Raw genomic sequence first — 13,525 nt, 5'->3', positions numbered from 1 at the left:
AAGAAGTGAGGGACGAAAATGAACGAGATTGCAACCGTTATGTACGATCTTGGTATTTTGAGTGTTCTTTTGCTGTTAGGTATTTGTTTGAGAAAAAAGATTAGATTCTTCCAGAATATCTACATTCCCGCCTCCCTCCTGGGTGGATTCTGCGGGCTGCTCCTTGGACCTCAGGTGCTGGGACACTTTTTCTCTGTCAGTCTGCCCATCGGCGGAACCATTGGGAAGTGGCCGGGCGTGCTGGTCAATATTGTTCTGGGTGTCTCCTTCTTCGGAGCCACCCAGAATAAAAAGTTCGGGCGGACGGCCCTCTCCGCAGTAACGGTGGGCGGGATTGTCCACCAGGTGCAGGTGGTGGCCGGCCTGATTGTAGCGATGGTTATGATGATGTTTTACACAGAGCTCCCCCTGGCTTTCGGACTGACTCCAGTCTATGGATTCCATGGCGGACATGGTACGGCCAATGCCGCCGGGGCGGCCCTGGAGGCGGCTGGCTGGGCGGACGGCGTATCGGTTGCCAACACCATGGCCACTGCCGGTTTGCTGTCCGGCATCATCATCGGAATGGTGATTATCAACATTGGCGTGCGCCGGGGCTACGCCAAGCTGGTGTCCAAGCCTCAGGACGTACCCCGGTCCGTTAAAGAGGGAATTGTACCCATGGGAGAGAGGACGTCCATCGGCATGGGAGTCACCTACAACGACGCACTGGATCCGCTGGCCCTCCAGCTATCCTTTGTAGGAATCATTCTCCTTATGGCCAAGCTGCTGGCCAAGGGCCTAATCGCCATCCACCCCATTCTTAGCAACGTTCCCGATTTTGCCTGCGCCATGATTAGTGGCGCCGTGCTCTCCTTCATCATGAAAAAAGCTGGCCTGAGCCACTATATTGACCGAGCCACCATTAACCGGATATCCGGTGTGGCTTTGGATTTCCTGGTCTGTTCCGCCATCGCAACCCTCTCTGTGAAGGTGTTTGCCCTGTATTTTGTCCCCATGATTACCACCATTGCGGTCATCATTGTGCTCAACCTGATTACTAACTTCTACTTCTCCTGGAAGGTGTTTGATGACGACTGGTTCGAGCGTGCTATTGCCAGCTACGGCCTGGAGAGCGGCGTGCTGGCCACCGGACTGATGCTGCTCCGAGTTGTGGATCCGAAGTTTGAGACCACCGGTCGGGAATCTGCCGCAGCCTCCGCGGCGCTGTGCTACCCCTGGTCGCTGCCCTATGTGATGCTGATGCCCGCACTGGCATTTTCCCTATCGCCTATGACCATTTTGGGGTTCAGCGTGCTGTTGCTGGTGGTGTTCCTGGTGGTTGCGCGGGTGTTCTTCTGGCATCCAGAGCGGAAGTTCAGCGACATCCTGAGCGGAAGCAGTTCTCGGCCCGTCCAGAACGAAGAGGCCCTGAGATAAGGAGCAGACTATGGTAGATTTGATCTTAAAAAACGGTCAGCTGATGGATCCGAAAAACGGCCTGACGGGAAAACGGGGAGATATTGTCGTTAAAGACGGAAGAATCGTTGCTGTCGGAGTGCTGGAATGCCAAGAAGCCGCACAGATATTGGATTTGGACGGACTGACGGTCACCCCCGGCCTGATAGATTTCCACGCCCACTTTTACAGTGGAGGCACCAATACTGCTCTGGAATTTTACCACTACCTCCCGGACGGAGTGACCAACGCCGTGGATGCCGGGAGTGCTGGGGACTCCAACGTAGAGAGTTTTATCAGTAGCTTGTCGGAGCGGGAGCGGAGGAACGTGCGGCTGTACTTGAACCTGGTATCGGAGGGGCTGAGTTGTCTGGGGGACCACAGCGAGAATGTAAATCCCGCATACTTTAATGAGATGAAAATTCTCCGGCTTTGCCAGGACTACCCCGGGGTGATTATTGGACTGAAGCTACGGATTAGCAGCGAAATTGTGGAGGCCTGCGGGACTACCAGCTTTGCGGCCCTCCGCCGGGGAATACAGATCGCCGAGAAATGCGGGCTGCCGCTCTCGGTTCACATACCGGCCTTTCAGGGAGAACTGAAGGAATTGATTGACATTCTCCGTCCGGGGGACATCTTCTGCCATGTGTACACCCCCCAGAAGGGAATCCTGGAGGACGGGAATGTTTCCCGGGAAATGGAGCGGGCGGTTCAAAAGGGGATCATACTGGAATCGGCCTGCGGGAAAGGACATTTTAGCCACGACTGCGCCGCTGCGGCCCTGGACGCTGGCATCAAGCCGGATATTATTTCAGGGGACTTTACCCGAAAGACATACCACTATGAGCCGTCCATCTCTCTACCCTACCTGATGTCCCGATTCCTGGCACTTGGGATGTGCTTTGCGGACGTGCTGACCTGCTGCACCGCCACACCGGCGGAAAAGATGGGCATGAAGGACGAGATTGGATGTTTGAGACCTGGCGCCCGGGCAAATATTGCGGTGTTTAAGCGGGAACTGGGCGAATTTGTGTTCTCAGATGTGCGGAGCAGTAAAGTGATGGGGCATGAACGGCTCGTCCCTATGCTGACGGTCTGGGAGGGCGATATAGTTTATCGAAACGGAGAATTTTAGACGATCAGTTTGACCTATACCGTGACCCACACGGGAAAACGAGCGGATGGAAACAATGGAGACAAGAGTGCCGGAGGCCTTATCCTTTTGGAACGAAAATGTCCGGAAAGCGTTGAAAATCAAGGACTGGAAGACTCCTAATCAGTTGGTAAGGATGAACTCTCCGGTTCAAATCCGGATAGTAGCTCCACAAAACCGTTCTTTTTGGTTAAAAAGGGCGGTTTTACTTTGCTTTTTGTACTTTTTGGCTTTCTTAAAATTTGCGGTCAGGGCTTTGACCACAGAACAAGCCACAGACAGAAAAAATCAAGGTTCCGGCGGTGCTATTCCGCCGGGGCTTTGTGCTTTTTCGGGGTTGCGACATTTCATGTATATTTTCAGATAACAAATAGAAATCGCTCTTACCCTATTTCGACATACCGTGTGATATGTTATAATGGTTATCACGAAAGATTGTGTTTTTATGGGTCCTCTTGCTCCCACCGGATTAGTGGAATTTGTATGCACTTAGACTTTATAAGCCGCAGATGGGAAATGTTTGATGTACGAAATTGAGGCGGTAGCAAAGCTTGAACGCTGCCCCGAATGTGGAGTTGTAGGCTTGCAGACGGCCTATGGCTATAAAACTCGGTACATAAGTGATTTGCCGAATTCTGGTATGCAGGTTACTTTAAAGCTTCGTGTCCAGATATTTGTGTCCGTCTTGCGGTGCGACCTATATGCAGAGTTACAAGACGCTTGATAAAACCAGTATGACTTTAAGACTGCGTACGAAAATCGTCAGCAGAGTTTTGCGGCGCGAACCGTTTACCCGCATCGCAGATAATTATGGAATTTCAGACAAAACAGTCCCAGGGCGTTTGATGACTGGGCGAAAAACATCGCGGTATGACGATGTATAGTACTCCAAGGGTAATAGGTATTGACGAAGCTTATATTGACAAGCATTTCCGTCTAATTATTACAGACCAGGAAAATAAGAGACTGCTTGATATGATACCGAATAATAAACCAGAAACCGCTTACTGTTACCTGCGTAGCCTTGAAAATCCAAGTGCTGTCCGGGTAGCCACGATGGATTTTGCACCGTTATACGCAAAAGCTGTAAAAGACATGTTCCCATGTGCAACAGTTGTTATTAATAGATTCCATGTCATTCAACTCGTAAATAAGCACATGGACGCCGCTCGGAAGAAACTGCACGATAACAAGATAGTCAAGAAAAGGTTGTAGCGTGAGCGTACTTTATTCATGGCTGACTTTGAAGCCTTATCGCCGGATGCGAAGCATCAGTTAACAGCGTGGCTCGACATATATCCTTCACTGAGCCGTGTCTACTGGGCAAAAGAACAATTCCGAAAAATTTACGAATCAGAAAGGCGTGTACAAGCTGAGATCCTGTTTGAAAATGGTGTGATACCGTTAGTTCGAGTGTACCGGAGTTCAGCAACTTAAAGAAAGTGCTTGTCCGGCGAAAGTACGACATACTATCGTATATCGTACTTTGATTATTGCTGTACAAATACCTATACCGAATCCGTAAACAACATCATAAAAACGATTGAAAAGCAAGGCCATGGCTGCTCATAGGAGGTCCTTCGTGCCATGTGTCTGATGTCGGTCAATCATATTTCGGAAGAAGCTTATTTACGGGGTTCCAGTCTAGCAAAGATAATTTTATAGAATCATGGGAATTTTGAAGGTTTTATGGATTTTTAAGTACGGCCATTTTATCTTCATTTCACGTGGTTCCACATAATGGTATCGTTTCCTGACACCTATTTATTTTTTTCTCTGGCCTCGCCGCAATTTTGGGAATTTGAAGACATTAGGTTTGCTCAATTTTCTATCGATTTTCTCCTCCCCACATTTGTGAATTTTTGTTCACATCTGATGATTTAAGCCAAATCTACACGATTGGTCAAATACCCTATTTTTTACATCCATCCTACTGTACCTCCCTGGGTCTACAGTGTACCGCTCTTAAAAATTCATCTGTCTCCAATTCGGGCAGCAGGGCGGGGTCAGAGTTTCCATAGAACTGCCAGACGTCTTTGGTATCGAGCTGGGCCGCCTGGGTAACCAAAGACATTTGCTCCTCTACCAACTGGTAGGAGCCGATGCGGCGGCATGCGCACAACTGCTCATAGCTCTGGGCCAGCAGACCTTCCAGGCTCTGGCGGAAGGCACCTGCCTAGTCCCTGTTAAGGACGTTGCAGTCGCCCATGATATACTTGTGTTTTCACCCGGTGGTGCGGGAGATGAGGGATTTGTCGGAGGCGTCAAATTTCTCCTTGCCTTTCCGCTCGATGACCTCCGAACCGGTGGGACCCAGGCGGCCTTGGGGGCTCATAATGATGGCGTCAGTGGCGGTAGCCACGAATCCTATGCCGCCAAAGTAGCCCACCTTGCTACCGATGACTGAAATAACGGGTGCTTTGCCATGGCAGGCCTGGATCTGATCCATTACTTCGGTGCGGGCAAGCCATCCAGCATTGGCTTCGTGGAGGAGGACGCCACCCGTCCCAAAGGAGATAATCATGGCAGGACGGTATTCCTCCAGATCACCTGGGTGCTTGATTGCCACCTGTTCGTAGGCGGCCAGGGCCAGGTTGAATATGCCCACTATTTTTGCGCCGTGGACCTCTCCCACTGCACCGCCGATGAAGCGGCCCTCCTGTGAGATGACGAATACCGGACGGTTGCCTACCATACCGACGCTGGTTACCACATCATCATCAAAGGAGACCGCCTCACCTAGTGTGGGCAGATGGGGGCTGGTCAGTTTGTCCTGGGGACCGACTAGTTCGGTAAAAGTACCATCGTTCACCAGACCGTAGGCCCGCTCCTGAGCGGTGGCCTCTAAAAAGCTCTTGTCCTGAGCTTTGTGTAGTTCATCCCTGCTCACCTCATCGGGCATCCAGCAGGGTCTGGCGCAGGCGGAGCTGGACGATAAAAGGTGTAGCGTTGTTGTCATTGATTTCCAGATCCAAGTCGCCGCAACCGCTGTCGACCACGGAACGCTCCAGTACCCTGGCCCACATGCGGTCGAAGCCGATTACCAGGGTATAGGCCTTAATGTTGACTTTTCCCGCCTGTTCCCTACGGAAGAGTAGGACCTCCATGCCGTCAGAGGCTATATGCCACTGTGGAACCAATCCTGAGAGATTGAGGCGCCAGGGGTGCCGTCAAAGGAAAAATTCAAATTCAGAAGTGCCATCTTGCGCTCTCCTTTATCAATTCTTAAATTTATTGGGGGGGTGGAACGGAATTGATGGGGTGTTCATACTCTTCTATAAGCTTAGGCACCATTGCTAGGTCTACGTCATCCTTGGAACGAAAATCCAATGTAATATTCGCAAGAGCACCGTGACAAACAATTGATACAATAGGCTTTTTGGTCATCGTCACCGTCTGGAGTGGTTCCTGTGTCCCGCTGCTGAAGTGTAGCGAATATTTAAGGAATATGTGCGCTTTTGGGCGGCCATATTCATTGAGTTCAGATATATCGATGAACTGCTCTGTTTTGTTGGTAGCTTAGGACTGTACAATTTATCGTCTTGCATAATTTTTGCCTCCGTTTGAGCTGATTTTCATCGCCTACATTATACCGTTATGGGTATGAGCTTGTTGACGTGATTCCTGTAAAAATACAAAAAGTTCAAAAAATAATTGTAGCTGAAATGGAGAAGACTATCAAAAAATCTGAGCTACAGAAGTTGTCAGATTCAGAAGAAAAGACAAAAAACCTGTGCGCCAGACTCAACTAATCATCATAGCTAGTGTGACGCACAGGTAAGTAGGAGGCAGGCTGAGATCTGTTAAGGACAGCCGATTACCGGATTTTAAGTGTTCTCATGTGAAGATTAGGTATGTCACGAGCCATACATAAGGCTTGGTAGCCATGTAATCAATCCCGGCACGAACGCACAAACAGAAACACAAACCATCATGACGACCATGAAAGGCAAAACGCCCTTGACGACAGAGTCATATGACTCGCCGGTTGTCGAAACTGCGGTAAACAGATTGATACCAAAAGGAGGAGTTACGAATCCGACCGTTAATGTGATACAGAACAGCACACCTAGATGCAATTCGTCCATACCAAATTCGATGCCAACGGGCACCAGAATGGGCGCAAGAATCAGAATGCTGGGGATTGTGTCCATCAGGCAACCGACGACAAACAAAATAATCATCAAAACGGCAGTGTAAACCCATTTATTGGGGATTACAGACATGATTGCGCCACCAATCACGGCAGGCAGACGCGTGGTAGAAAGAACCCAGCCAAATACCTTTGCTGCACAAATGATGAAAATAACGGTGGCAGAAGTAAGTATAGTCTTATTAAGGACCGTCCAAATCGTCTTGGGTGTCAACTCACGAGTCGCCAAGCCATAAATGGATGCATACACAACGCTCAGCACAGCGGCCTCGGAGGGAGTAACAATACCACCATAAATACCGCCAAGAATCATGACGGGTAGCACCAAGGTGGGTAGCGCCTTATAGATGCGGCTCAATCGTTCCCTTTTGCTATAACGCACATCAGGTGATTTGTAGCCGCATTTCTTAGCGATTACTAAATTAACTAGACAAAGCATTGCGGCAATAAACAGGCCGGGTACCACTCCACCAATAAACATTTTTGATACTGAAAGACCCATGGCCGCACCATAAACGACCATGTTCGCACTGGGCGGGATAATAGGGCCAAGAGCACCACCAGAAGCAATCATACCGGCCGATGTCTGCTTTGAGTATCCACTTCTTGTTAGGGAAGGCATCATAATTGCGCCGATAGCTGCTACGGTTGCCGGGCCGCTTCCGGTAAGTGCCGCAAAAATAGCACAGGAAACAATCGTTACCATACCCATACTTCCCGTCACATTGCCAAGTAAACATTCCACGAAATCGACCAGGCGGCGGGACAAGCTGGTCTGTTCCATCAGATATCCAGTACAGGTGAACAGCGGAATGGCCAGCAGAACGAAGCTGTTGGCACCGGCTACCAACTGCTGGGCCAGAATGACCAGCGGCACATCATTGCTGATTATGTAGGTAAGGCTGGCCACGATGATGGAAAAAGCAACTGGGAGTCCGACCAACATTGCAATGAGAAGCGATCCGAATACCAAAACTCCAATCATATCTCATCCATCATCCTTTCTTTTGACGCAGTCAACTCTTCTAAAATTTTGCAAACAACGACAACTATCATTCCAAAACCGCTCATAGCTATTGACGCATTCAGATAGGACAATGGCAGACGAATTGCGGGGCTAAGCATTTTGGTGGTGGCCATGGTCAACTCGTAGCCTTGAACTAACATAATCATTGCTACGGTCAGGATAACAAGGTAAGAAAGCACATCATAGATCTTGCGTGCCTTTCCTTTAATTCTATCTGAAATAAATGTAACACCAGCATGAAGCCCTTTGTCCAGCGCTATAACAGCACCTAACATGGTACACCAAACAAAGACAAAACGCGCACTCTCTTCGGTCCACGTTGCGGATGCGTTCATAATATACCTTGTAAATACCTGAACAAAAGTTGCATAAATCAAAAAGAGCATAGCCGCCGCGGCAAGAGAGGAATAGACTAACAAAAGTATGTTTTTAGCTTTAATCAATGTCTTCATGCGCAGCGCTCCTTCGCTTCAAAATATTTCCTACCGGAGGTGGAGAGTCATCCTTATGCAGAGACAGCTTTCCGTGCTATACCCCGGATAAACCTAAGCTATCAAAAAACAGTTGTTCTTAATCAGCTGTTAATAAATGCCATTGCACGATTCTGTAAATCGGCGCCAATCTCATTACGGTAGAAATCATAAACACTGGCGGCGGCATCACGCAAAGCAACAACATCGACATCGTCCACGATAGTACAGCCAGCCTCGGCCATAGCATCTTTCATTTCCTGTTCCTTGCCGGCGAGCCACTTGCGCTGCTCGGTACCTGCCTCGACGGCGGCTTCCACAAAAATTTCCTGTAGCTCTGGGGACAAGGTCTCCCATAGCTTGGTGGAGATAGACATGGCCAGACCATTATAGAAGTGACCAGTCAGATTGTAATGAGAACAAACCTCATAGTAGGAGCCGGTATAGGCGCTGGCCACAGGTAGTTCCAGACCGTCGATGGTCTTTTGCTGGACGGCAGTAAACACTTCGGAGAAGGCCATAGGGGTGGGGTTGGCACCCAGGGCCTCAAAGGTCTTCATAAAGGTGTCGGATTCAGGTACACGGATCTTCATGCCCTTAATATCGTCAGGGGTGCGGATGGGCTTCTGGGAGAGAATGTTTCGGAAGCCGCCCTCAGCCCAGCCCAGGACCTTGACTCCCAAGCTGTCATACATGCCGTCAGTGACTTCCTTCATGATGTCACTGTCAAAGAATGCGGCAGCCTGCTTGGAATCAGCGAACATGAAGGGCATCTCACTCACCTTAGAGGGGCCGTTTACAGCGGCATAAGCCAGGTTGGACATAACACTCATCTGATGGGTGCCCAGCCCCATGCCGGTAATGACATCGCCCTCAGCGCCGAGTTCACTGTTACCGCAGATTTCAAAGGTCACTGCGCCATCGGTGGCGGCCCTTACTTTTTCGGCGAACAGAGTGGCAAACTTATGATACTGGTCATCATCGGTGGTGGGGTTCACATGAGCAATCTGGATGGTCATAGAGGGGAAACCTGCTTCTTGCCCCCCGCCTTTGCCGGAAACCGAGGAATCAGACACAGGCGTGGAAGATGAGCCATTACCACAGGCAGACAAGCTGAACAGCAAAGCGGTAGCCAACAAACTGCTTAAAATTTTTCTTGCCTTTTTCATCTTTTCATGTCTCCTTACGATTTATTTTTTGTCTTACAGGAATGTTTCGTTTCGGTAAAGAACTGATCCGTTTTTTATTGTCATTTGTGTTTGAATCAGCTGGTTACCGGCGTACTCATTATTGTATCGGTCAACATAATGAATATCCTGCTCGACTATTTTAAAGACCGCGATATCCGCAATCTGACCGACACGAAGAAAACCATTGTGTGCGATTCCCATCAGTTTGCCCGGGATATCTGTACAACGACGTATGATTTCCCGGAAGCTGACCCCGAGGTTCAAAAGCTCCGACAGAACGTAAGTAAACGAATGTGTGGGCGCTTTATACAAAGACAATAAGCTCAAATCTGAGCTGATAATATCCGGCAAGAAGCCTTGTTTGATGGCGGCCACAGCCACTTTCCCCGAGAAATTAAAGGCACCGTGCCCTAAGTCAAATAACACACCTCTTTCTCGGGCCGTCCAAACCTCGGAAAGAACCCGACCGTTTTCGTCCAAGATTGTTTTGCCTTTTTGGTGGTACATATGACAGAAAATGTCTCCGGGCCTCAAATGCTCCAAAGTTTCCTGTACTTCGCCAGGAGAGTCAGATGCATGGACAGAAATGGGGAGACCGATCTCGTCTGCCAATGCCACAGTTTCCCTCAGTGGTTCCAACCCAAAAGAACCAACGATATCCTTGCTCTGCCTGAGCTTCAAGCCAATAATTTGATCTGGATACTGTTCACACAACATCTTGATGCGCTCGCGGTCAAATAATTGAGGATCAATATTTTCCGTGAAACGATGTGTTAACTGCCCCATTGTGCTCACATGTAAAAAGCTTTTAACTGTCATCTGGCTGTTGGCTACATTGTTCCGGTAAAAGGTTTCAAAGTTTGCGGCACCTACGGAACCTGCATCTACCAAAGACGTAACTCCATGAGGAATTTGAACTAAATCCGCTGGCATCGCAAAGTCTGTGACCCCAAGAGCAATATGACAGTGGAAATCGATTAGCCCTGGGGTCACATAACATCCCGACGCATCAACAATCTGCTTTGCCTCGTTACATAGCAGTTGACCTACTGCCACAATTTTACGACCTTGAACAGCAATATCTCCCGGACCCTCTATTTCTCCTTGAGGGTCCATCAATATGCCATTCTTTATGACCAAATCGTACATAAGCCCTCTTTTTAAAAGCCACAAGGAACGGAGAAGTGCTTTCCAATACTCCTTAGTTCCTCCAGAACCACATCTCCATATTCAACACCGGGCTGATAATTTGCGTGGAACTTATTATGTTCAATTTCGCCCGGCATCATGATTTCACTCACTCCTTCAGCCTTCGGCGCATTTTTGAATTCATCAATAATGTCATCGATCCGGTTCAGGTATGTATCATAAGGCATAAATTGATTGACATCAAAAGCGCCCATAAAATAGCCGATATTCTGAGGATGTTCGAAATCGTACCAGAAACTGGGGGTGTTTCGACAGTTCAGAGATCCACCCATTGCGCTGCAGAGCATGTCAATAATCAGCGCCATTCCATATCCTTTTGGACCTGCCATCGGTGACATGGAACCTCCGTTCAAAATATCCTCCGGATTTGTGGTTGGGTTGCCGTTTCGATCAACACCCCAACCAAGAGGGATGCTCCGCCCCTCTTTTTGCGCTAGCACCACCTTGCCCCTGGCTACAGCACTGGTTGCCATATCTAACATAATGGGCGGATACCCATCTCCTGTGGGCAGGCCTACGGTAACGGGATTTGTTCCCAGCATGGGTGTTGCGCCGCCAGTAGGGACTACACCAACTTCGCCGTTTGCCACAATTACGCTAGCACATCCAGACTCCATAGCAACACGCGAATAATAAGCTCCCACACCAAAATGGTTCGCATTGCGCACAGTTGCAAAACAACAACCAGAAACTTTTGCCCGTTCCACACACAAATTCATTGCCTGCATTGCGACTGAGGCACCAATGCCATTTTTCCCGTCTATCACAATTGCGCTGGGGCTGTCGTTCAGAATCTCTACCCTGACATGGTTTGCAATGACACCGCACTCTACACGTTTAGCATAGGTCGATAACCGGCTGAAACCATGGCTTCCCACACCTCTGAGATCCGCAAAAATTAAGCTATGGGAAAGATGTTCTGCCTCATAGTCATCTAGACCGGCAGCTTTCATGACATCGATTCCGAATTGATGGATTGTTTTTACAGAGACTCTCATCATTCCACCGCCTTTTTTGCAGGGAAGAAGTAATTGACCATACCAAACTGAGCAGTGTCAATCCTTTTCATCAGAAGCGCCTCTGGGCACTGATAGGAGCGATTACCTTCAAAACTGTGAGTTGCAATAATTTGCACCAATTTGTCCGGCAGACCATGCTTGGAAGCCAACAGAGCGCCCGCCAAAGGATGCCGCATCAACTTTGCTTTTTCGGTATAAACAGGCTTGCCCTGATCATTTACGCCATACTCGGTAAATTTACCGACATCGTGCAGAAGTGCTGCGGCAATAATTATGTCCCAATCAACCTGCATGAAGCTATAACGGGGAAGCAGCCAATCGCACACTGCTTTGCACATATTGGTAACATCATGAATGTGGTCCAAGTTGTGAACGGGACAATCAGCGCTCATTTCAGAAACGGCAATGGGGCACTGGTACACTGTTTCTTCAGTCCAACCTCCGGCCTCGATTCCTTCCTGTAACACAGCCACACATTTGTCTCGAAGTTCTACATCTTCGATCCAATCGAATTCCGGAAATTCTTTTCGAATAAACTCTTTGCTGATCATTTGCAACCCTCCAGACGTCTTTGCTTTTTTATTCTTGGTTGATGATGTCGCAACCAATTTCCTTAAGTTTTTCATCCACCCAGGGCCGGATGTATTCGCACTTAGCAAGAATATCATCCATGATTTTGGCCTCTTTATCAATGGTAGCCTGTGTCATGGAAATCAGGACCTCTGCGACTTCGGGGTCGATTACTACAAGCCCGTCTTGATTACCTACCAGAACATCGCCGGGGCGGACCGTCTTGCCGCCGATAACCACGGGTGTATTGATTTCGCCGGGGCCATTCTTATAGGGGCCGTTGGGAGTGACACCCTTGGCGTAAATAAGCATATCCATCTGACTCAACGTATCATAATCGCGGATCGCTCCGTCTACCACCAGACCAACCACGCCCCGGGCCTTGCAGTAATAGGCCATAAGCTCACCGAAAATAGCACGGTTACTGTGGCCCCCTGCATCGATGACGATCACGTCCCCGGGTTTGGCCATGTCCATAGCTTTGTGGAACATGAGGTTGTCACCCTCGGGCACTTTGACGGTAAAGGCTACACCCAACAGCGGGGTCTTATTCAAAGGACGAATGCTGGCGTGGATGGCTGCGATACGGCCCATGTTGTCATCAATGTTGGCCACAGGCATACCTCAGAAACGTTTAACAAGTGCGAGGTCAGGTCGTTGGAAATCGGCAATAATCTTGCATCCAATGCTCATAATGTTTACCTCCGAAACATAAACATTTATCTACCCTAAATCAAATCTGCTTTAGCTCAGGAAATTTGTCCAAAACGAAGGGGGTTGCGACACAACGAGCCTGAAAAGAACCGGAAGTAACTACGGTTTGGCTCAGATTACAGACCATGCAGATTTGAGTTTTTTTGCTACCGATTCCATAAAATCCGATATGAGGACTGAGGATGACATTATCCATCTTAAGCAACGGATTGTTCGGAGTAATAGGTTTTTTCTCCACGGTATCTAACCCTGCGTAAAGAATCTCACCTTCCTGCAGTGCCCATACCAGATCTTTTTGATTAATGATTGGTATGCAGGCAGTATTGATGACCATTGCGGTGTTTTTCATCTTACGGAATGCCTCTTTGTTGAAAAGATGGTTGGTTTCAGGAGAAAGAGGAACATGAATGAAGATAATGTCGCTTCTTTCTAATAGGATTTCGAACGAAACAAATTTTACATTTGGATATATGCTTTTGACTGAGTCTGATGCGTATGGATCAGATACTATCACCTTTGTCCCGAATCCGTTGTAGAAAATGTCATGCAAATGGCGTCCAGCTGCACCGAAATCCATACAAGC

The 13,525-nt window shown here is 48.6% G+C and carries 16 protein-coding genes and 1 pseudogene; 6 read left to right on the top strand and 11 right to left on the bottom strand.

Features of this window, described 5'->3' with window-relative positions; translation table 11 throughout:
- Positions 1–18 precede the first annotated feature (18 nt).
- The 6 genes and pseudogenes from OCV64_RS01545 to OCV64_RS16105 all read left to right on the top strand — a co-directional run bounded on the left by OCV64_RS01545 (position 19) and on the right by OCV64_RS16105 (position 4,027).
- Positions 19–1,419, top strand: a complete 1,401-nt coding sequence (locus tag OCV64_RS01545) for a sodium/glutamate symporter (protein ID WP_262669087.1) — start codon at positions 19–21, stop codon at positions 1,417–1,419.
- Between the two features lie 10 nt (positions 1,420–1,429).
- Complete coding sequence (locus OCV64_RS01540; protein WP_186852416.1) at positions 1,430–2,572, top strand: amidohydrolase family protein; 1,143 nt, start codon at positions 1,430–1,432, stop codon at positions 2,570–2,572.
- A 46-nt stretch (positions 2,573–2,618) separates the two neighbouring features.
- Positions 2,619–2,957, top strand: coding sequence for a hypothetical protein (locus OCV64_RS01535; RefSeq protein WP_262669084.1), 339 nt, complete (start codon positions 2,619–2,621; stop codon positions 2,955–2,957).
- 156 nt (positions 2,958–3,113) lie between these two features.
- Positions 3,114–3,314: a transposase family protein gene (locus tag OCV64_RS16115; protein ID WP_394803813.1), complete on the top strand. Its 201-nt coding sequence runs from the start codon at positions 3,114–3,116 to the stop codon at positions 3,312–3,314.
- Positions 3,292–3,474 carry a helix-turn-helix domain-containing protein gene (locus tag OCV64_RS16110; protein ID WP_394803812.1) on the top strand — a complete coding sequence of 61 codons (183 nt, stop codon included), beginning with the start codon at positions 3,292–3,294 and terminating at the stop codon, positions 3,472–3,474. The genes OCV64_RS16115 and OCV64_RS16110 overlap by 23 nt, the downstream gene beginning before the upstream one ends.
- Positions 3,461–4,027 (top strand): annotated as a pseudogene (locus tag OCV64_RS16105) (ISL3 family transposase). The gene OCV64_RS16110 and the pseudogene OCV64_RS16105 overlap by 14 nt, the downstream one beginning before the upstream one ends.
- 493 nt (positions 4,028–4,520) lie before the next feature.
- Here OCV64_RS16105 and OCV64_RS01530 read toward each other — a convergent pair.
- The 11 genes from OCV64_RS01530 to OCV64_RS01480 form a co-directional block, all read right to left on the bottom strand.
- A complete protein-coding gene (locus tag OCV64_RS01530; RefSeq protein ID WP_262669082.1) occupies positions 4,521–4,658 on the bottom strand; it encodes a hypothetical protein in 138 nt (45 codons plus the stop codon).
- 156 nt (positions 4,659–4,814) lie between these two features.
- The gene (locus OCV64_RS01525) at positions 4,815–5,480 is read right to left on the bottom strand and encodes a biotin-independent malonate decarboxylase subunit beta (protein ID WP_207721907.1); all 666 of its coding nucleotides are present in this window, start codon (positions 5,478–5,480) and stop codon (positions 4,815–4,817) included.
- Position 5,481: 1 nt separating this feature from the next.
- Positions 5,482–5,697: a hypothetical protein gene (locus OCV64_RS01520; protein ID WP_186852410.1), complete on the bottom strand. Its 216-nt coding sequence runs from the start codon at positions 5,695–5,697 to the stop codon at positions 5,482–5,484.
- A gap of 750 nt (positions 5,698–6,447) precedes the next feature.
- The gene (locus OCV64_RS01515; RefSeq protein WP_262669080.1) at positions 6,448–7,728 is read right to left on the bottom strand and encodes a TRAP transporter large permease; all 1,281 of its coding nucleotides are present in this window, start codon (positions 7,726–7,728) and stop codon (positions 6,448–6,450) included.
- Positions 7,725–8,222, bottom strand: coding sequence for a TRAP transporter small permease (locus OCV64_RS01510; protein ID WP_262669078.1), 498 nt, complete (start codon positions 8,220–8,222; stop codon positions 7,725–7,727). The genes OCV64_RS01515 and OCV64_RS01510 overlap by 4 nt, the downstream gene beginning before the upstream one ends.
- 122 nt (positions 8,223–8,344) lie before the next feature.
- Positions 8,345–9,259, bottom strand: a complete 915-nt coding sequence (locus OCV64_RS01505; protein WP_262669077.1) for a TRAP transporter substrate-binding protein — start codon at positions 9,257–9,259, stop codon at positions 8,345–8,347.
- A 183-nt stretch (positions 9,260–9,442) separates the two neighbouring features.
- Positions 9,443–10,579: an amidohydrolase family protein gene (locus tag OCV64_RS01500; protein WP_262669075.1), complete on the bottom strand. Its 1,137-nt coding sequence runs from the start codon at positions 10,577–10,579 to the stop codon at positions 9,443–9,445.
- Between the two features lie 11 nt (positions 10,580–10,590).
- The gene (locus tag OCV64_RS01495) at positions 10,591–11,637 is read right to left on the bottom strand and encodes an Ldh family oxidoreductase (RefSeq protein WP_262669074.1); all 1,047 of its coding nucleotides are present in this window, start codon (positions 11,635–11,637) and stop codon (positions 10,591–10,593) included.
- Entirely contained in the window at positions 11,637–12,209 is a 573-nt protein-coding gene (locus OCV64_RS01490; RefSeq protein WP_262669072.1) for an HD domain-containing protein, read from the bottom strand. The genes OCV64_RS01495 and OCV64_RS01490 overlap by 1 nt, the downstream gene beginning before the upstream one ends.
- 28 nt (positions 12,210–12,237) lie before the next feature.
- Positions 12,238–12,843, bottom strand: a complete 606-nt coding sequence (locus OCV64_RS01485) for an RraA family protein (protein ID WP_317246384.1) — start codon at positions 12,841–12,843, stop codon at positions 12,238–12,240.
- A 118-nt stretch (positions 12,844–12,961) separates the two neighbouring features.
- A complete protein-coding gene (locus tag OCV64_RS01480; RefSeq protein ID WP_186852403.1) occupies positions 12,962–13,519 on the bottom strand; it encodes a 2-hydroxyacid dehydrogenase in 558 nt (185 codons plus the stop codon).
- Positions 13,520–13,525 lie beyond the last annotated feature (6 nt).

The sequence above is a fragment of the Muriventricola aceti genome, from assembly GCF_025567565.1.
Classification (GTDB): domain Bacteria; phylum Bacillota; class Clostridia; order Oscillospirales; family Oscillospiraceae; genus Lawsonibacter; species Lawsonibacter aceti.
Note: the sequence above shows the minus strand (reverse complement) of the source record. Positions and strands in the feature narration are given on the sequence as shown.

Bases quoted from the DNA above. Each gene is read 5' to 3' on its own strand.
- OCV64_RS01545 (WP_262669087.1), top strand. From the start codon at position 19: ATGAACGAGATTGCAACCGTTATGTACGATCTTGGTATTTTGAGTGTT.
- OCV64_RS01540 (WP_186852416.1), top strand. From the start codon at position 1,430: ATGGTAGATTTGATCTTAAAAAACGGTCAGCTGATGGATCCGAAAAAC.
- OCV64_RS01535 (WP_262669084.1), top strand. From the start codon at position 2,619: ATGGAAACAATGGAGACAAGAGTGCCGGAGGCCTTATCCTTTTGGAAC.
- OCV64_RS16115 (WP_394803813.1), top strand. From the start codon at position 3,114: ATGTACGAAATTGAGGCGGTAGCAAAGCTTGAACGCTGCCCCGAATGT.
- OCV64_RS16110 (WP_394803812.1), top strand. From the start codon at position 3,292: ATGCAGAGTTACAAGACGCTTGATAAAACCAGTATGACTTTAAGACTG.
- OCV64_RS01520 (WP_186852410.1), bottom strand. From the start codon at position 5,697: ATGGAGGTCCTACTCTTCCGTAGGGAACAGGCGGGAAAAGTCAACATT.
- OCV64_RS01515 (WP_262669080.1), bottom strand. From the start codon at position 7,728: ATGATTGGAGTTTTGGTATTCGGATCGCTTCTCATTGCAATGTTGGTC.
- OCV64_RS01510 (WP_262669078.1), bottom strand. From the start codon at position 8,222: ATGAAGACATTGATTAAAGCTAAAAACATACTTTTGTTAGTCTATTCC.
- OCV64_RS01505 (WP_262669077.1), bottom strand. From the start codon at position 9,259: ATGACCATCCAGATTGCTCATGTGAACCCCACCACCGATGATGACCAG.
- OCV64_RS01500 (WP_262669075.1), bottom strand. From the start codon at position 10,579: ATGTACGATTTGGTCATAAAGAATGGCATATTGATGGACCCTCAAGGA.
- OCV64_RS01495 (WP_262669074.1), bottom strand. From the start codon at position 11,637: ATGAGAGTCTCTGTAAAAACAATCCATCAATTCGGAATCGATGTCATG.
- OCV64_RS01490 (WP_262669072.1), bottom strand. From the start codon at position 12,209: ATGATCAGCAAAGAGTTTATTCGAAAAGAATTTCCGGAATTCGATTGG.
- OCV64_RS01480 (WP_186852403.1), bottom strand. From the start codon at position 13,519: ATGGATTTCGGTGCAGCTGGACGCCATTTGCATGACATTTTCTACAAC.